The following is a 16,087-nucleotide window of genomic DNA, read 5'->3' as shown; positions in this document are numbered from 1 at the left end:
GAGAAACGTCCCAGGTTACGTGCGCGAGAAGTTCAGTATCAGACCCGTTCTGGTCTAACTCCTGCTCAGTAGTCGAGCGATCTTCTTACGTGCCACCCGTACCGCGCGCGGAATTCTCGACAGCGTCGTGTTCAGGAGGTTCGGGCGCCACCCCCGCCACGAGGTGTCCTCCAGCGAGTCGTACCACTCGCTCACCAGAGGGTGTCGACACCCCCGTTCCCACGGCTTGGGGCGGCCGGAGTAGTGGACGATGTGCGGGTCCCGTTGAAGCGCAGCCAGATCTTCGGGCGAGAACGGGGAGGGCTCGATGGAGGAGTCGGGGTACGCGAACACCGCCGTCATCTGATTCCACCGGGGATCGATCAGCCGCGTTCTCGTCGACAGGAGGGCGTTCAAGGCATCCTGATCGGGGAACTGCATGGTCGGGTACTCCGCGAGGAACGCGAATGCCCTCTCAGCGATGTTCTCGGAGCGGAACGTCGCCAGGTCGATGACCAGCAATCCCGACTGGAAATAAGTATTTTCGGCGCTGTAAGGATACTTTTCCTGATCGACCGTCCGGGCGATTCGCGCCGCATTGCCGTTGTCGAGCGGGAGGTCGCGAACGGCGAAGAGGACGTCACCGTCGAACGGCTCGTTCCAGAGCGGCAGGATGTCGTGCCGCACGACCATGTCGGCATCGAGATAGACGACTCGATCGAGCGACGGGGGGAGCAACGCCGGCAGAAGGAGCCGGGCGTACGCCGCCGGCGGATACGGCCGCGACGAGGAGGTGCTGAGTTGACGCAGCAGGTTCGCTGCCGCGCCCTGCACCGGCAGCCACTCGACGCGGCCGCCCGCCTTCGCGGTCGACGCCGCGATGCGTCGCCGCGCACGGGCGGGGACCCCGCAGTCCACCACATACACGGTCGCTCGGCCGCCACGCTCCTGCACGCGTCGGCACACCGACTGTGCCGCAGCCGCGAGCCCGAGTCTCATCACACTGTCCGAGGCGAGGGCGACGGCGACCTCGGGGCCTCCTGCGCCGCGACTCACCGAAGCACCCATATCTGCGCGAGGCGCTCGTCCGTCGGCATCGGAGCGTTCGTCTCGAGCCATTCCGCATCGATCTCGCGCAGCGAGGGGTCGGAGGTGAACGACCCGCTCGTCGCCTTGGGCGGTTCGGCCGCGGAGGTCCTGGAGTTCTCGACCTCCAAGAACGTCCCTCGCACCCCGCCGACGAAGACGGAGTCCTTCGCGCTCATCTGGTCTACCGAGCCCGCCGCGTTGACTGCGGCGGGCAGCCCCGATGTGAAGTCGTTCGCCCCATCGGGGAGCGGATAGCGCTCGAGCATCCGATCGCCGCCCACCAACAGGCTGTGGTCGAAGACCACGCCCGTGGCGCCTGCGGAAGGGATGAAACCCGCGTTCGTCGAGGCGAAGAGCACGGTGTCCTCGAGAACGAGCCCCTCCTTGTCGGAGTTGCCGGAGAGCTGAAGGGTGTCGCAGTGCGCCGACGAGTCGTCGGACTTGTAGGTCGGGGCGAGGTAGCACCCGCGCACGCTGATGTTGCTGTACGGGTTGTCGGCCGTCCGGAACGCCCAGGTGTCCGCATCACCCGACGATGCCTCGGGGGTCACGCACTCGACGAGTTCGACGTCGTCGCTGGGGCCGCTCGCACCGGACGTGATGTTGAACGCCTGCCCTTTCGACCAGGCCCACGCAAAGTCCCGGGTCGAGGTCAGCACGACACTGCGGGGGAAGGACCAGAACCCGGCGAATGCGACGCCGACGACGGCGTCGATGCGGATCGATCCGTCCAACGTCACCGTCCCGGTCCCGTCCCGCGGGATGACGAGGACGCGGGACGCGCGCCCCTCGCGGCCGATGCCCTGGAGGACTGCTTCCGAGGTCGACCCCGCTCCTCCCCCCGGTAGCGTGCCGGGGCGCACCAGCACGCGAACCGCTCCGTCGGGCGCAGCCGCATCGACGGCCGCGATGGCCTCGGCGATCGCGTCCCACGAGCACTCGCACTCGACGCTGGCGTCGAACGCGTCATAGGGCCGGGGTGTCCGCGACGGCCAATGCTGGCCGGTGGGTCCGAACACATCCCCGGCGTCGGGAATCTGGGGCGGCGTGGTGGCGGCCGCAGGACGGACCGTGCCACCGTCGCCGTCGGCGGACCCCGATGGGGACACCGGACCGGGATCGGGTCGGTCGTCCGGCGCGCACGACGCGATGACGGCCACCGGCGCTATCAGGAGGAGGGACATGGCGGCCCGTCGGGAAATGTTCGTCACGTGCGGCTCCAGACGTTTGGCGACGAGGGTCGAGCAGTCGCTGCACCAAATTACGCAAAGCATGCGTCGCCCACGTTACGAATGCACCAAGGTGGCACCGCACCGGGGAGAAGAGATGGCGTGCCGGCTACAGGACTTGAACCTGCAACCCCCGTATTACAAGTACGGTGCGCTACCAATTGCGCCAAGCCGGCTAGCCGCGGAAATCCGCGGGACTCGTGATGTCGGGCGGCGGGTTACCCCGCACAAACCCCGCACATTCATTTCGTCAAGATGGAGTCTACGGCGTCCGCCGCGCGGGTGCCGCCGACCGTCTTCGACATGTAGACCGTCTGCGTCAGCGCCGGGTTAGTGTGCCCCAGATACTCGGCGATGTCGCGCGCGGTGAGGCCTGCCTGATCGAGCAGCGTCGCCATCGTCTTGCGGAACGCATGGAAGGTGTACCGCGCCGGCAAACCGAGCCGCTCGCGAGCGTCCGCCCATTCGCGTGCAGCTGCGCGTGGGTCCCTCGCGCGGCCCAGGACGGTCGGGAAGACCACGCCGTCGTCGTTCGGGCCACCGCGCACGCGCCGCGCCATGAGCATGGCGACGACGGTCGACGAGACGCGGATGCGCCGCTTGCCGGCGTTCGTCTTCGACTTGCGAATCTCGACCACACCGGCGTCGAGGTCGACGTCGGGCCACGCGAGCGCGCACCCCTCGCTGATCCGCACGCCTGTCCCCGCGAGGAAGACGATCAGGTCGACCAGGTCGATGTCGACGAGGCGCGTGTCGGCGCGCACGCGATCCAGGATGCCGGGGAGCTCACCGAGAGGGATCGCGATCGAGCCGTGCGCGCCGCTGGACTCCGTGCGCTCGAGCTCGCGTACGGGGTTGCCGTGCACGGCCTCGGCGCGCGCGGCGACGCCCATCATGCCGGAGAGCACGGCGCGCGCCGTCTTCGCGGCGCCGGGGCCACTCTCGGCCGCGACGACGTCAAGGAACCGCTGCAGGCGATCGGGGCCAGCCTCGGAGACGGCGAGGTCACCGATACGCGGGACGATGACGTTCCGCACGATGCGCGTGTAGTCAGCGAGCGTACGCGGCGCGATCTTCGTCTTCGACGTCAGAAACCGCTCCCCCAGGTCGCCGATCCGTGTCTCACGCTTGACCTCGGTCGCCGTCGACGCGGCAATCATTGTGAGAGCCTGGCGTAGCTTCGCCGAGGCCTTCGCCTCGCTCTCCGCGAAACGCTCGACCTGCCTCAGCTTGCCGTCGTCGAACCGGTATCGGGTACGTGCACGCCACAGACCGTGGCGCCGGCCAGGCTTTTCGACGACCCGGAGCCGGGACCGACCCCCGTCCGGAGACGCGTACTCGACCGCCTGCACGGTAATGGTTCCGTAGCTACTCAGAGGGGTTCGAGGCCTGACCATCTCGCCATCTCAAGAACTCGTCGATCAGCGCGCTCTGCTGCTGCTGCCGGACTGCGCGGGCCTCCTGTTCCTCAACTGCTCGAGCAGATTGCTGGGCACGCAGGCTGTGCTCGCGCGCCGCTTTGGCCTTCGAGGTCTCATGCTGCCAGCGCTCCAGCATCTCCCGGATCACTTGCCCCTGACCCTCGCTGTCACGCTGCGCGCGCGCCGCGGCGTTGTTCAGCGCAGAGATTCGGACCAAGATCGCGCGATCGTACTCCGCGTAGGCCCGAGCTTTGGCCTCGAAGGTGCTCACAAGGTCGGACATCACGTCTTCCCGCTCATGAACCAGTTCTTCGAGCTGCGCCTGCCACAGGTCTACTGGAACCATGCCCTCATCGGGGAAGATGTCGATGTCGCGACCACCCTCGATCAGGTTCATCCAAGGGATGGAAAGGGCGTCAGCGAACGCAAATAGCTCGGCGAGCCTGAGGGGACGCTTGCCAGCCTCGATCTTGGCGATCGTGCTCTGGTGCAGGTCGAAGCCGTACATCTTGAGCGCGGTCGCCAACTGTTCCTGAGACATCCCCGCGCGACTACGTTGCTCCCGGATATTGGCGGCTGCTCGGCGCTCGGCTTCGAGATACTCCTGACGCCAATTGTGCCGCAGCTCTGCCACGCCGAGGTTTCCCAGCATGGCTCGGCGGAGCCGTTGATGCTCACCTTCGGGGACTACGCCTGACTCGTCCGCGACGACCGCCCCGACGTACGGAAATGCCTCTTGAGGCTCGTCAATATTCGACACGCGCTCAGATTACATGCGAATACAGCTTGACGCTGCCCAGACGGGGCATATACTCAGATCGCCCAAGAACTTTGCGATAGGAGAATGAATGTCCATCATCGAAGCGGCAGCTGATGAAGCGCCTCTACCTGAGGTCGCGACGCGAAAGCAGGTGGCCTTGTACACCCAGACGTCCGTCCCGACCCTGGCCCGCTGGGCTGGCGAGGGAAAGGGCCCCAGATTCGTGCATCTGGGCGCCGCCGTTCGGTACAGACGCGCGGATGTTCTCGCGTGGCTCGACTCGCTCGACGCGGGAGGAAGCGCCACTTGATGTGCGCTGCAAAGAAAAAGGGCCCTGTGCTGGCGGCAACCAGTTCCAAGGGCCCGGACCAAACCAACAACCGGCTAGCAGAAGGATCAGTCATGAACAACGTACCCCAGACCACCGACATCCACGAGACCCTGCGCCACCTGTTCTACGCGGATGGCGCGTTCGATATCCGCCAGGCTGACCCGGCCCCTGCGCTGCTCCCTGACGGCGACGCTCTCTGGATCGACCAGCACGAGGAGCGCTACGAGAAGGCCGACGCGATCGGCGAGAACTTCTACGTCATCCGCGTCTACGACCTGCGCACGGGCGAGCAGCTCGACGCCGGAAAGAAGTTGGGCAACGAATGGTGGGCCGAGCAGATGGGCGAATTCGACTACGCGCGCTTCGGTCGCTTCCCGAACTTCTACCTCGTCAACGAGGCGCACCTGTTCGTTTCGGGCGGCATGTGGCAGACCGAAGACCACCCCAACGCGGAGGGTATGGCTCGGTTCGTCTCGACCTTCTCCCTGCGAGCGGAGGAGAACCGCCGCATCCAAGAGTGGCTCGACTACAACTCCGACGCCGTCAACGAGGTAATTCCCTCCTGGGCGGACGTCGACGAGACGTATGTTGACCCCGATGACGCGGAGACCGTCCAGTTCATGCGAACCATCGGCACGGTGCGGATCGAGCAGTCGTTCGGCGTCGAGGACGGCACCTTCACTCCCGATGGAGCCGCCGAGGTGCAAGTCGTTGCCAGCACGAACGACTACGGCATCCTCGTGGGCGAGAACATCATGGATGTCGGCATGGACCTCATCCGCGCCGGTCAGATCCTCTACGGACCGGGCAACGTCAGCGTCTCCATCTTCGAGATCGTTGGGAGAGAGCTCGGCGTCAGCCCCGGCGACGTCTACCAGCTCGGAGAGAAGCGTTGAGCGCCAACGAGAAGGTCGCACTCCCCGCGGTCGACCCGTTCGAGGCCGAGTTCGCCGAGGAGTACGTCCACCTGTCTCGCGACCTGATCGCCGGGGACCCCTGCTCGATTTACGTCGAGCAGTTCGACGACCCGCACCTTAGCCGCGGCAACGCACGGGCGGTCGGGCTCCGACTCCTGGCGCTCGCCGACGAGTGGGATCGGATCGACGCGACCGGGGGCGCGCGGCATGCCCCCTCGGTGCCGATCCAGGCGTACGCGGCCGACAGGTACGACGATGCCCGCCGCAGCCACCTGCGGCGCCTCCCGGATGTCGACGACGAGCTCCGGGAGCGCGACGTCTGACATGGGTTTAAGGATGCCGAGTGGGCGTACGCGCAGGACCACCTCGCCATGCGCGAGAAGGTCGTGCTCGTCGCCGTCTGCCACCGGACGCTGGATGCCACTCACGAGACCTTCGTCAGCCAACAGACCATCGCCGAGATGGTCAGCGGCTCGCAGGACTTCGTGCAGAAGGGCCTCTCCACGCTCGAGCGAATCGGCATCATCGAGCGCCACCGGCGGACGGGCCCGGGCGGCTACCGCACCTCGGATCTGATCGTCGTGAACCCCACCTATACCGCTGTCGACCAAGTAGGCCCTGAACCTACTAGGCCCTCAACCTACTTGGTCGACAGCGGTGACCTAACCCGCTCTCGACCGGCGCCTACCCAGTCGACAGCGGTAGCAGAAGAGAACATTCAGAGGAACATTCAGATGAACACTCAGTACACCCCCAAACCCCCTGTTGGTGATCTGAACACCATCGACGGAATCGATCCGTTCGACGAGTTCTGGGCGGCGTGGCCGCGCAAGGTCGCGAAGCCGAACGGCCGTAAGGCATGGGCGAAGGCGATCAAGCGCGCGACGCCCGAGACCATCACCGCCGCGGCCGAGGCATACCGCGACAACCCGCATCGCCCGTCAACCGAGTTCATTCCGCACCCGGCGACGTGGCTCAACCGTGATGGATGGGACGACCCCCTCGACGGGCCCCGCAGCAACGGACGCCCCACGCCCACCCAGAAAGTCGTCGCGATCGCCGAGGCCGGACAGCGGTTCATCGAGTCTCGCCGCGGCGGTCTGGCCCCCGTGACGTCTTTACGACCGAAGGAGCTGGACCGTTGATCGCGGAGGAGGTAGTGAAGCTCCTGTCGCGCATGAGCGTCGTCGACGGTCGCGACGTTGACCAGGTGACGCTCGAGATGTGGGAACCGCTCGTCGCCGACCTGGACTACGTCGACGCCGTCGAGGGCCTCAACAACCACTACCGGAGCGACTCCCGCCGTCCCACGCCGGCGCACCTGCGCACCGCGGCCGAGCACGCACGCCGCGATCGTCTTTACGCCGACGTCCGCACCCGTGACCAGTGCATCCCGCACCGGCACAGCCTCCACGACGAGCCCGGATCCTGCCGAGACCACCACGCAGACGGTGACAGGGACGACCGCTGCGTGAACGGGTGCTACTGACGTGGCGGGGTTTCGTCCCCCCGCCGTGCTGAGCGGTCAGGTAGCGGTCACGGTGGAGTCACTCACGAGGTCAGCCGTACGGCCGTCGAGACAGGCGCAAAACGAGCTGCACGCGCTTGCCGTGGCGCTCGAGCAGTTCCCCGCGGCCTGCGCCGGAGACAACCGGTTCACCGAGGACCACCCGCGCGCCGCAGAGCTGCTCCCCGTCTGCCTCGGCTGCAACGTCCGCGCCGCGTGTGCCGCGTTCGCCGCGGCCGCCCGCCCCGAGGTCGGCTTCTGGGCCGGCGCCGCCTACCCCCTACCGAGTGAGGAGACCCGTTGACCGGTGACTGTGTGCGCGGATGCGTGCAGCGTGGAGAGCACTACGCCGCATGCGAAGACTTCGGTCGCGACGACGGCGCTTGCGAGGGGTGCGTGGCCCGCGCCGCCCGGGACGGTGCCGTGATCTGCTCGCGTTGCTACGGACGCCTCTGGTCGGCATTTCAGACAGGCCCCGAGCTGGTCGAGCATCTCCGTGAGCGCACGCGCATGGCATCCGCCCACCGCCTCTCCCACACGCGGAGCCCCGGAGCGCCGGCTGAGAAAGCCCCCACCAGTCCCGACTTGCTCGACGCGCTGCGTGACCTCGGCGTCATCCTCCGCGGTGAGGGCTTCCCGGCATCCGCGGACGAGGCCGAGACCCGCGCGCATGCTGGTCTCGCGGTCGGGGCCGTGCTCGCCCGCTTCGACGACCTCGCCGGTGACGGACAGTCCGTCGCCGAATGGTGGCCGCTGATGCTCGCGCTCGAGATCCCCGACGCCCCGCACTTCTGGACATTCGCGAGAGCGGCCGCCCGCTGGCCCATCCGCGACCGCCGACGATGGGCCGCCAACCCGTGCCCCGAATGCGACTTCAAGACCGTCATCGTATCCCCTCCCCGCGACGGACAGGGCCGCACATGGTACGAGTGCCAGCAGTGCGAGTGGACCGCTCACGACACCGACGACGACGGGTTCTGGGGCGACGCCTTCGAACGCACATCCGGCCCCGTCCAACGCGACGACACCGAGTAGCCCCAAACCCGCCGGGCGTCGACCCGATCGACACCCTTACCCCGCATAGCTCAGTGGAAGAGCGACGACCTTCTAAGTCGGACGCCGCTGGTTCGAATCCAGATGCGGGGACCCACCACCACCAGGGAAGGAACCGCGTGGACGAGCACGGTGACCTGATCGAGCAGGAGGTGCCCTGCTGATGCTGAGACGGGCGGACGTCTTCGACGGCGTTACGGCTGTCATCACCGGCGAGGGCGCGCGTCTGTTGTGGATGTTCGCCCGCCCGGACCAGATGCCGCCGGAGTTGCGGCAACGGTACCCGGAGCTCAACCAGGCGCTCGAGACGGTCCGGCAGGCATCCGAGCGGTGGGTGCGTGCCGAGTCCGGAACACCGACCCCCGACACTGCGGAACAACGCCGAGAGTGGGTAACGACGAAGGAGGCCGCGGACATGCTCAGGATGACTCCCCGAGGGATCCGCGCAGCGTGCACCGCCGGCCGCCTCGACGCTCAAGTGTCGGGCGGTTCGTGGCTCATCCACCGCGTGGCAATCGCGCACTACAGGACGAAGAGAGAGAACCGATGACCAGCATTCTGGCGGAAGCTCAGGCACGCATCCGGGGGCACGTCGACATCGGCAAGGAGTCCCGGCGCATCACGGCGATGCTGCGCGACCTCGCCGCCGCCGGGTGGACCCGGCAGTTGCAACAGGCGGACGCCGAGTTCCTCAACACGATCGAGACCAGCCACGACCTCGCCGAGGTTCGAGCAGCATTCGACGCTCGCGAGGCTCTGCAGTCCAGCTACACGGCGCACAACGAGATCAAGGACCGCCTCGAGCGCCTGCAAGCGGATCGGAACCGCGAGGCCAAGAGCATCGAGCCGGAAGAGACCGACGAAGCGTTCACCTTCCTGCACGAACGTCTCGGCGCCCTCGTCACCCGCGTCCGCGACCTCGACCGCACCCTCGGGTCGACGTCGACGATCGACCTGGCCATTCGCGGCGACGAGAAGACGATGACCGCGTGGCGTGACATCGAGGACGCCGCCGACGAGTACCGGCAGATCCGCGCCGCACAGGTCCACGTGTTCCGCATGGTCGGCGAGAGCTACCGGCCCGACACGACCGTGCTCGCCACCCTCGGCCACCTGACGAACGCTTTCGACCTCGAGCAGTTCTGGGTGGCGTGGCGCCGGAACGACCGCCAGGAACCCAACCGGCACAGCGCCGACTACCTGGCATGGCTGCAAGCGCCCACCCCGGCCCCGTGGCCGCGTCTGGAAAACGAGACGTTCCCCGGTGACGACCGCATCCCGTTCTTCCGGTGGGTTGCCAAGAGCGGTCACCCGTGGGTGCCGACCATCGCGCAGCTCACCGACGCCTCGCTGAACGTCCAGGCGATGATCGACTCCCTCAGCACCACCAACCAGATCCACGGCGCTCTCGACGCCTACGACCGGTACTACGCACAGCGTGGTGTGAAGCCCCTCACCCCACTCAACACCGCCGCCGCCCGGGCGCAGCTTCCCCGCGTCGGAGGGGTCCGCGGCAACCGTGGTGCTGACGGCCGACCCCACGCCGACCCCCGTGTTGTCGCGATCGCAGGAGAGTAACCAATGACCGACGACACCACGGGCTCAGTCAGCAAGGGCCGCGACCTGTTCGAGCAGCTGCACCCCACCGCTGAGCAGCGAGAAGCGGCCCGAGCCAAAGCCCCCCAGCCGAAGCGCGGCGAGAAGTCCATCGCTGCAGGCCGCGCCCTCCACGACAACAAGGGCAAGTTCGCCCCCGACTACTTCGACGGAACCGGAGAGTAACCATGGCCACACCCACCGAGCACGGCACCGCCTTCACCGCCTTCCTCACCCGAGAGGAGAACTCAGGTCACGGTACCGGCTTCACCGAACCCCTCGACGACGAGTGGACCACAGCCGAGGTACACGCCACCCTCAGCGCAGCAACAGGGACAGGTACCGCGTACACCACTGCTGACACCCTGCTCGCACAGGCTGAGGCACGACCTCCCGGACAACGCCGCCGACTGCTCCGCCTCGCACGCATCCACGCACTGCGAGCAGCACGGTGACCGACCGGACCGTACGACGCGCACGGGTGTCCTCCGTTCGCCCGCAGTCGCCCGCACGGTCCATCCCCGGGGCGGTGCCGGCGACGGTCGACACCGCCCCTCACCCGACCCCCGAGGGGGTGGCGGATACCCCCTCCCCCCGCCCCATCTCATCGGACCGCCGGGGAGGGGAAATCTTCCCTGTACGGGTTCCAGGCTTTCGGCGCCAACGCCCCAAACCCGTACATTGCCCCTCTCGTGGGGGGCTGTTGACATGCAAACCAGAGGAGAAATCGGATGACTGAGAGGACCGTCCGCGTCACGTTGCTCGCCGCCGCGAACAGCTACATCGCCGACATGAACAAGGCCGGCGCGGCCACCAAGAAGACGGGCACCGAGGCTGAGCAGGCCGCTCAGCGGTTCCGGGACCAGTCCGAGGCCATGCGCGAGGTGGGAACCGGCATCACCGCCATGGGTGCCATTGCCCTAGCCGGCGTCGGCATTGCCGTGGCCAAGTTCGTCGAGTTCGACCAGGCGTTGTCGAACATCAAGGCAGCCACGCAGGAGTCCACCGAGAACATGGGCCGACTGCGCGAGGCCGCGCTGCAGGCCGGTGCGGACACGGCGTTCTCCGCGACGGAAGCCGCGAACGCGATCGAGGAGCTCGGCAAGGCCGGTCTGACGACGGACCAGATCCTCAGCGGCGGTCTGAACGGTGCGCTGTCTCTTGCCGCGGCGGGGCAGTTGTCGGTAGCGGATGCCGCTCAGATCGCCGCCATTGCGGTCAAGCAGTTCAACCTCGAGGGCGGCGACGTCCCCCACGTCGCGGACCTCCTCGCCGCCGGCGCCGGTAAAGCCGTCGGTGACGTCAAGGACCTGTCCGACGCTCTCGGGCAGGCGGGTCTTGTCGCGAACGGTGCGGGCCAGTCGATCGAAGAAACGACCGGTGTCCTCGCGGCGTTCGCGGACGCGGGTCTCCTCGGGTCGGACGCGGGCACGTCGCTCAAGTCTGCGATCATCGCCCTACAGGCACCCACGGACAAGTCGCGTTCGGTGATGGAGAAGTACAACCTCTCCTTCTATGACGCGAACGGGCAGATGCTGTCGTTCGCTCAGATCGCGGGGCAGCTCGAGACCAACCTCACCGGCCTCTCGGATGAGCAGCGGAACGCGGCCCTCGCCACCATCTTCGGCAACGACGCTTTGCGCTCCGCCAACGTGCTCTACAACCAGGGCGCGGACGGCATCCAGAAGTACATCGACCAGACCAACGACTCCGGGTACGCCGCGAAGGTCGCCGCCGATCGCCTCAACAACCTCGCGGGCGACGTCGAGAAGCTGGGCGGTGCGTTCGACACCGCCCTCATCCGCTCCGGGTCGGGCCTGAACGACACTCTCCGGGGGCTCACACAGGCCACGACCGGGCTCGTCGACGGCATCGGCAGTCTCCCCGAGCCGGTGTTGCAGGGCACGGCCGTCATCGGCGGTCTGATCGGCGCCGTCGCCCTCGCGGGCGGTGCCGCACTCATCGCCGTGCCGAAGATCGCCGCATTCAAGCTGGGCCTTCAGGAGCTCAAGATCTCCGGCTCGTCGGCAGCACGCGGTGTGGGGCTCACGACCGGCGCCCTCGCTGCCGCGGGTCTCGCTTTCAGCCTCTGGTCCGCGCGTCAGGCCGAGGCCACGGCCAACGCGGCCGAATTCGCGGCGTCCCTGAACAAGACGTCGGGCGCGGTGACGAACTACACCCGTGAGTTGGTCGCGCAGAAGCTCGCCCAGGCGGGCGTGTTCGAGGTCGGCCGCGAGCTTGGGATCGAGCAGGGTTTCCTCACGGACGCCGTCATCGGGGACACGAAGAAACTCGCTGAGGTGAAGCGCATCCTCAGCGAAAACAACACCTTCGGCACCGCGTTCACGGGTCTCGCTTTCCGGGCAGGCAACGCGCAGACCGCGATTGGCAATCTCTCCGGGGAGGTCGTGCGCGGCAAGCAAGACTTCCAAGACCAGGCCGCAGCGGCCGAGGAATCCGCATCCTCCACTGGGGAGGCCGGGGAGGCTTTCGAGGGCGCCGCGGTATCGGCCGAGACCCTGCAGTCGCGGTTGCAGGAAGTCATCGACGCCATGAACGAAATGAACGGCGCGAATCAGTCCGCCGAATCCGCAAACGCTCAGTGGCAGCAGTCCCTCGCCGGCATCTCGGACGAAGTGCAGAAGTAGAAGGACGCCTTCCTGGATGCCAACGGCACCCTCGACGGGTTCACGCTCTCGATGGACAAGAACACCCTCGCCGGGTCGACCAACCGTGATTCTCTCGGAGAGGTAGCCGGAGCGGCGCAGGCAGCAGCGAAGGCACAGCTCGACGCGGAGATCGCGGCAGGGCTCGGCGCGCAGGCGGCGACGAACTACGCGAACACGCTGACAGCGCAGAAAGATGCCTTCATAAAGGCTGCGACCGAGGCGGGTTACAGCGAAGAAGCGGTCCACGCGTACGCCGAGGAAGTCTTCAAGCTGCCGGACTCAAAGACGCTGAACCTCATCGCGGAGACCGCTACGGCGTCGACACGGGCTGAGAATTTTAAGAACCTGTGGGAGAGCATCAAGAACCGCACGGTGACGCTCACCACGATCGGCTCCACGCTGATCGGTGGGGGTCAGGCGCCCAGCGTCGGACCGGTTCTACCCGGCTCAGCCTCTGGTGGCATCATCCCCGGACCACCCTCCGAGCGTGACAACCGCGTCTACAAGCTCGCCACGGGTGAGTTCGTGGTGCGTGCTCGTGAGGTCGCAAAGCCGGAGAACCGGCGGATCCTTGAGGCGATGAACGCGGGCATGCTCAAGGGCTACGCGACCGGCGGGTACGTCCAGCCGCAGTACGCATCCAGCGGCAGCGTAGTGCGAGTGAGTACCCAACAGGTGACTATGCCCGATAGGTTCACCCTCATGATCAACGGGCAGCAGATGGACGCCTATGTCGTAGACCGTGCCCAGGGTGCAGCGGCCGACATCGTGCGTAACTCTTCCGCAGGCAACTATGGGGGTTGGCGTTGAGCAACGAAGAATTCACCCTTCCCGACGGTCTAGCCGTCCGTGATGAGGCGCTGTATCAGCAGGAGGTCACGAACCTCGCAGGTCGCATCATCGCGGACGACAAACCGGGAATCGAGTTCGACCGGATCTACCGCACGTCCGGAAGCCTCGACTACGCAAACGAGGTAGCGGCTGACGCGGTGCTGTGGGTGTCACGCATGGCCCTGTCGGGCGAGGTTGTTCCGGCAGTCACGGCTACGTACGCGCGCCGCATCCAGGAGTTCATCATGTCCTGCAAGATGCTCGCCGCCTGGAAGTAGGGCTAGGGCGCGATGTGCGCCTCGCTAAGCGCCTAACGCCGTGTTGTCGGTGTCGAGGGGTCAGCGGGCGGCACATCGCGTCCTGAGCGCTCACGCCAAAGCTGGTAGTTCTTCATGCCCTCCGTCACCGCACTCCGGATGAGGAAGTACAGCACCAACAGCGTGATCAGCAAGATGAGGATGCTGAACACCAGGACGGTCGCGCCGGAAGCGGATGAGTACATGAGCCCAGACCGTAGCAGCAGCTCGAGCAAGTCAGACCGGATCCCATCCGTCCATCCACGCATCAAGGTCTTCGCGTAGAACGACGATGTCCTTGCCGTGGCGCCTCGCCGGGAGCGTGTTCTGTCGGATCGCTACGGCGACCTTGTAGATGCTGACGCCGCAGTAGTCCGGCCGCCTGCTCACGACTGAAGCCACGCTTCCACTTGTATGGGTCAGCCACGTCACCGCTCATGGCTCGCACGGTAACAGTGGGAGAGCCGACGACGCCGCGGTGTCCTCGAAACCGGGCAACCGTCATCTGCTCCGTCTGGGCATTGCCGAGCATCGAGGAGTCTTGGGACAGTGGCGACATGGACCGTTATCGCGACTGGCCACGTATCAGTGACATGACTCCCGATGAGCGCCTGACCGCTGCGGCCATCATTATGCGCGATGGGATCGAGCATGTCCTTTACGAGAGAGCACTGCGAGAGGCCGCCGAGCGTGACGCCATCGGGAAGCACAACGCGGAGGTCGCGCCGCCTGAACCCCCGCATTTACCCCGCAGATTGCGCGAGAAATGCTGATATCCAGTGATCACTCACAGCACAAGAAAACCCAGGTGAGCGGGTGTTCTGATATCTGGCGATAGTCGCTGGCGGATACCCCGAGGCTTTTACAAGTACGGTGCGCTACCAATTGCGCCAAGCCGGCTGAAGACGCCGGAGCGCCTCGGGTGAAGAGTCTAAGACCCCGTCGACCTCACGGGTGGTGTGTGCCGCTGCGACGGTCCCAATCGAGGGACTTGAACTGCAGGAACGCGCAGAGGTTGCCGGCGACGACGAGCTCGGCGGCCAGGCTGGCCATGTCGTGCGGCGAGAGGGTGAGGTCTTCGGGACGCGCACCGAGGGTGGCTTCCCACAGAGGCTCGTCGTAGCCCTTCGGCTGCATGTAGATCGACGCGTTCGCGTTCGACAGGGTGATCACGACGAGGCCGGTGTCCTGACCGTCGGCATCCTCCTGCTCGACGACTTTGATGGTGCCCGCCACGAGGTGACCTTGATCGCGGAATTCCTGAACCCAGACCATCAACTGATCAAGGGACCGCCGCGGCGGCGAATCCTCGAGCTCCTCGTTCATGACACCAGAATCGCACATCGCCGTGTTCACCGAGGGATTCGATCAGCCCGCGGGCGTCGTCGACGGCACCGGCGTGGCGGTGGAGTAATAGGCGTTGCTGTCGACCGTCAGCACGAACTGCGCGAACTCCTTGGCGTCGTCCATGTTGCCGACGTACGGGGTACCGTTCACCAGGACCGTGGCGGTCGAGGTGAGCGCCTCGCCGCCCGCTCCGGGCAGTCCCTTGATCGCGCGATCGGTGGCGGCTTTGGCCCAGGCGGTGTAGGTCTCGTCCTCGATGCAGGAGCGCACCGTCGCGACGTCGCTCACCCCGGCGCCCTGCGCCATGTCGGCCAACTGCTGATCGCTGTAGCCGTCGGTGTCCACGGCCGGCTGATTGGTGAGCAGTTCGTGGTTGAACGCGAAGAACCGGTCCGAGGCGTGCGTCGCCACGCACGCGGCGGCGCCGGCCGCGCGCAGGCTGTACTTCGTCCCGTTGGACTTCGACGTGAGCATGGCCACGGGGTAGTAGGTCAGGGTGGCGGCATCGTCGCCGATCCACTTCGACAACTGCGTAGCGTTCGCGGACTGGAACTCGCGCGCCTCGGTCGAGAGATAGTCGACGTACACGCGGATGTCGACGGGCGCGGTGGTGGACGTCGGTGCGGGAGTCGGCTCCGCCGTCGGCGCCGCCTCGGCGGCCATGGTCGCGGCGGTGCCGTCGACCGTCTGGTCTGCCAGCGGGTCCGCCACCTGCGGGGCCGTGGTGACGAGGAACCCGTCGTCGCTGGCGGCATCCGGAAGCGCCTGGGACCGCGCCTCACGCGAGTTGAGAGCGGCCGAGACGCCGACGGCGCCGATGCCGATCACCGCGACGGCGCCGACCGCGATGGCAGAGCGCCGCGCGATGCGCCAGCGCGTCTGCTTCGCCTTGACCTGCTGCGCCTTCTCACGCACCGCCTCGCGACGGTCGCGTTCGGCGGGCGCATTCGCTGAGGGGTCGTGGGACATGAAACCTTCCGGACGCGGGTGATCGCCGCATGAAACGTGGGGGTCCGCACGGGTGGGCGAACGAGCACCGATGGTAGCCAGGCTGGCTGAGAA

The 16,087-nt window shown here is 66.7% G+C and carries 23 protein-coding genes and 2 tRNA genes; 16 read left to right on the top strand and 9 right to left on the bottom strand.

Features of this window, described 5'->3' with window-relative positions; genetic code table 11:
- Positions 1–54: 54 nt before the first annotated feature.
- The 5 genes from MT347_RS13820 to MT347_RS13800 form a co-directional block, all read right to left on the bottom strand.
- Positions 55–1,035 carry a glycosyltransferase gene (locus MT347_RS13820; protein ID WP_243501809.1) on the bottom strand — a complete coding sequence of 327 codons (981 nt, stop codon included), beginning with the start codon at positions 1,033–1,035 and terminating at the stop codon, positions 55–57.
- Entirely contained in the window at positions 1,032–2,252 is a 1,221-nt protein-coding gene (locus MT347_RS13815; RefSeq protein ID WP_243501808.1) for a hypothetical protein, read from the bottom strand. Before MT347_RS13815 ends, MT347_RS13820 begins: the two co-directional genes overlap by 4 nt.
- Before the next feature lie 148 nt (positions 2,253–2,400).
- Positions 2,401–2,473: transfer RNA gene (locus tag MT347_RS13810), tRNA-Thr, on the bottom strand.
- Between the two features lie 66 nt (positions 2,474–2,539).
- Positions 2,540–3,457 carry a site-specific integrase gene (locus tag MT347_RS13805; protein ID WP_243501807.1) on the bottom strand — a complete coding sequence of 306 codons (918 nt, stop codon included), beginning with the start codon at positions 3,455–3,457 and terminating at the stop codon, positions 2,540–2,542.
- A gap of 208 nt (positions 3,458–3,665) precedes the next feature.
- A complete protein-coding gene (locus MT347_RS13800; RefSeq protein WP_243501806.1) occupies positions 3,666–4,478 on the bottom strand; it encodes a helix-turn-helix domain-containing protein in 813 nt (270 codons plus the stop codon).
- An 88-nt stretch (positions 4,479–4,566) separates the two neighbouring features.
- Between MT347_RS13800 and MT347_RS13795 the strand changes: the two genes are divergently transcribed.
- The 15 genes from MT347_RS13795 (at position 4,567) to MT347_RS13730 (ending at position 13,660) form a co-directional block, all read left to right on the top strand.
- Positions 4,567–4,788, top strand: coding sequence for an AlpA family transcriptional regulator (locus MT347_RS13795; RefSeq protein ID WP_243501805.1), 222 nt, complete (start codon positions 4,567–4,569; stop codon positions 4,786–4,788).
- Positions 4,789–4,880: 92 nt separating this feature from the next.
- Complete coding sequence (locus tag MT347_RS13790) at positions 4,881–5,705, top strand: hypothetical protein (RefSeq protein WP_243501804.1); 825 nt, start codon at positions 4,881–4,883, stop codon at positions 5,703–5,705.
- Positions 5,702–6,049 carry a hypothetical protein gene (locus MT347_RS13785; RefSeq protein WP_243501802.1) on the top strand — a complete coding sequence of 116 codons (348 nt, stop codon included), beginning with the start codon at positions 5,702–5,704 and terminating at the stop codon, positions 6,047–6,049. The genes MT347_RS13790 and MT347_RS13785 overlap by 4 nt, the downstream gene beginning before the upstream one ends.
- Positions 6,050–6,112: 63 nt before the next feature.
- On the top strand, positions 6,113–6,871 hold the full coding sequence (locus MT347_RS13780) for a hypothetical protein (protein WP_243501801.1): 759 nt from the start codon (positions 6,113–6,115) through the stop codon (positions 6,869–6,871).
- Between the two features lie 14 nt (positions 6,872–6,885).
- Positions 6,886–7,215, top strand: a complete 330-nt coding sequence (locus MT347_RS13775) for a hypothetical protein (RefSeq protein ID WP_243501799.1) — start codon at positions 6,886–6,888, stop codon at positions 7,213–7,215.
- A gap of 121 nt (positions 7,216–7,336) precedes the next feature.
- Positions 7,337–7,537: a WhiB family transcriptional regulator gene (locus MT347_RS13770; protein ID WP_243501798.1), complete on the top strand. Its 201-nt coding sequence runs from the start codon at positions 7,337–7,339 to the stop codon at positions 7,535–7,537.
- Positions 7,538–7,656: 119 nt separating this feature from the next.
- Complete coding sequence (locus MT347_RS13765; protein WP_243501797.1) at positions 7,657–8,268, top strand: hypothetical protein; 612 nt, start codon at positions 7,657–7,659, stop codon at positions 8,266–8,268.
- 39 nt (positions 8,269–8,307) lie between these two features.
- Positions 8,308–8,379 (top strand) — tRNA-Arg (locus MT347_RS13760).
- Between the two features lie 70 nt (positions 8,380–8,449).
- Positions 8,450–8,836 (top strand): helix-turn-helix domain-containing protein, encoded by a 387-nt coding sequence (locus tag MT347_RS18560; protein WP_374206540.1) that lies wholly within the window; start codon positions 8,450–8,452, stop codon positions 8,834–8,836.
- Positions 8,833–9,864, top strand: a complete 1,032-nt coding sequence (locus MT347_RS13755) for a hypothetical protein (protein WP_243501796.1) — start codon at positions 8,833–8,835, stop codon at positions 9,862–9,864. Before MT347_RS18560 ends, MT347_RS13755 begins: the two co-directional genes overlap by 4 nt.
- 3 nt (positions 9,865–9,867) lie before the next feature.
- Positions 9,868–10,068 carry a hypothetical protein gene (locus MT347_RS13750; RefSeq protein WP_243501794.1) on the top strand — a complete coding sequence of 67 codons (201 nt, stop codon included), beginning with the start codon at positions 9,868–9,870 and terminating at the stop codon, positions 10,066–10,068.
- Between the two features lie 2 nt (positions 10,069–10,070).
- On the top strand, positions 10,071–10,337 hold the full coding sequence (locus MT347_RS13745) for a hypothetical protein (RefSeq protein WP_243501793.1): 267 nt from the start codon (positions 10,071–10,073) through the stop codon (positions 10,335–10,337).
- A 276-nt stretch (positions 10,338–10,613) separates the two neighbouring features.
- A complete protein-coding gene (locus MT347_RS13740) occupies positions 10,614–12,530 on the top strand; it encodes a phage tail tape measure protein (RefSeq protein ID WP_243501791.1) in 1,917 nt (638 codons plus the stop codon).
- 51 nt (positions 12,531–12,581) lie between these two features.
- Entirely contained in the window at positions 12,582–13,361 is a 780-nt protein-coding gene (locus tag MT347_RS13735) for a hypothetical protein (protein ID WP_243501790.1), read from the top strand.
- On the top strand, positions 13,358–13,660 hold the full coding sequence (locus MT347_RS13730) for a hypothetical protein (RefSeq protein ID WP_243501788.1): 303 nt from the start codon (positions 13,358–13,360) through the stop codon (positions 13,658–13,660). The genes MT347_RS13735 and MT347_RS13730 overlap by 4 nt, the downstream gene beginning before the upstream one ends.
- Before the next feature lie 32 nt (positions 13,661–13,692).
- Here MT347_RS13730 and MT347_RS13725 read toward each other — a convergent pair whose 3' ends face one another.
- Both MT347_RS13725 and MT347_RS13720 read right to left on the bottom strand, forming a co-directional pair.
- A complete protein-coding gene (locus tag MT347_RS13725; RefSeq protein ID WP_243501787.1) occupies positions 13,693–13,884 on the bottom strand; it encodes a hypothetical protein in 192 nt (63 codons plus the stop codon).
- A gap of 31 nt (positions 13,885–13,915) precedes the next feature.
- Positions 13,916–14,080: a helix-turn-helix domain-containing protein gene (locus MT347_RS13720; protein WP_243501785.1), complete on the bottom strand. Its 165-nt coding sequence runs from the start codon at positions 14,078–14,080 to the stop codon at positions 13,916–13,918.
- A 155-nt stretch (positions 14,081–14,235) separates the two neighbouring features.
- On the opposite strand from MT347_RS13720, the gene MT347_RS13715 reads away from it, so the two are divergent.
- A complete protein-coding gene (locus MT347_RS13715; protein WP_243501783.1) occupies positions 14,236–14,451 on the top strand; it encodes a hypothetical protein in 216 nt (71 codons plus the stop codon).
- Positions 14,452–14,626: 175 nt separating this feature from the next.
- Here MT347_RS13715 and MT347_RS13710 read toward each other — a convergent pair whose 3' ends face one another.
- Positions 14,627–14,914, bottom strand: coding sequence for a hypothetical protein (locus MT347_RS13710; RefSeq protein ID WP_243501781.1), 288 nt, complete (start codon positions 14,912–14,914; stop codon positions 14,627–14,629).
- 132 nt (positions 14,915–15,046) lie between these two features.
- Entirely contained in the window at positions 15,047–15,994 is a 948-nt protein-coding gene (locus MT347_RS13705; protein ID WP_243501779.1) for a thioredoxin domain-containing protein, read from the bottom strand.
- Positions 15,995–16,087: the final 93 nt, after the last annotated feature.

Source organism: Microbacterium sp. VKM Ac-2923 (genome assembly GCF_022815605.1).
Classification (GTDB): Bacteria; Actinomycetota; Actinomycetes; order Actinomycetales; family Microbacteriaceae; genus Microbacterium.
This window is presented reverse-complemented; position numbering and strand designations above follow the sequence as displayed.

Bases quoted from the DNA above. Each gene is read 5' to 3' on its own strand.
- MT347_RS13815 (WP_243501808.1), bottom strand. From the start codon at position 2,252: ATGTCCCTCCTCCTGATAGCGCCGGTGGCCGTCATCGCGTCGTGCGCG.
- MT347_RS13805 (WP_243501807.1), bottom strand. From the start codon at position 3,457: ATGATTGCCGCGTCGACGGCGACCGAGGTCAAGCGTGAGACACGGATC.
- MT347_RS13795 (WP_243501805.1), top strand. From the start codon at position 4,567: ATGTCCATCATCGAAGCGGCAGCTGATGAAGCGCCTCTACCTGAGGTC.
- MT347_RS13790 (WP_243501804.1), top strand. From the start codon at position 4,881: ATGAACAACGTACCCCAGACCACCGACATCCACGAGACCCTGCGCCAC.
- MT347_RS18560 (WP_374206540.1), top strand. From the start codon at position 8,450: ATGCTGAGACGGGCGGACGTCTTCGACGGCGTTACGGCTGTCATCACC.
- MT347_RS13755 (WP_243501796.1), top strand. From the start codon at position 8,833: ATGACCAGCATTCTGGCGGAAGCTCAGGCACGCATCCGGGGGCACGTC.
- MT347_RS13750 (WP_243501794.1), top strand. From the start codon at position 9,868: ATGACCGACGACACCACGGGCTCAGTCAGCAAGGGCCGCGACCTGTTC.
- MT347_RS13745 (WP_243501793.1), top strand. From the start codon at position 10,071: ATGGCCACACCCACCGAGCACGGCACCGCCTTCACCGCCTTCCTCACC.
- MT347_RS13740 (WP_243501791.1), top strand. From the start codon at position 10,614: ATGACTGAGAGGACCGTCCGCGTCACGTTGCTCGCCGCCGCGAACAGC.
- MT347_RS13735 (WP_243501790.1), top strand. From the start codon at position 12,582: ATGGACAAGAACACCCTCGCCGGGTCGACCAACCGTGATTCTCTCGGA.
- MT347_RS13725 (WP_243501787.1), bottom strand. From the start codon at position 13,884: ATGTACTCATCCGCTTCCGGCGCGACCGTCCTGGTGTTCAGCATCCTC.
- MT347_RS13715 (WP_243501783.1), top strand. From the start codon at position 14,236: ATGGACCGTTATCGCGACTGGCCACGTATCAGTGACATGACTCCCGAT.
- MT347_RS13705 (WP_243501779.1), bottom strand. From the start codon at position 15,994: ATGTCCCACGACCCCTCAGCGAATGCGCCCGCCGAACGCGACCGTCGC.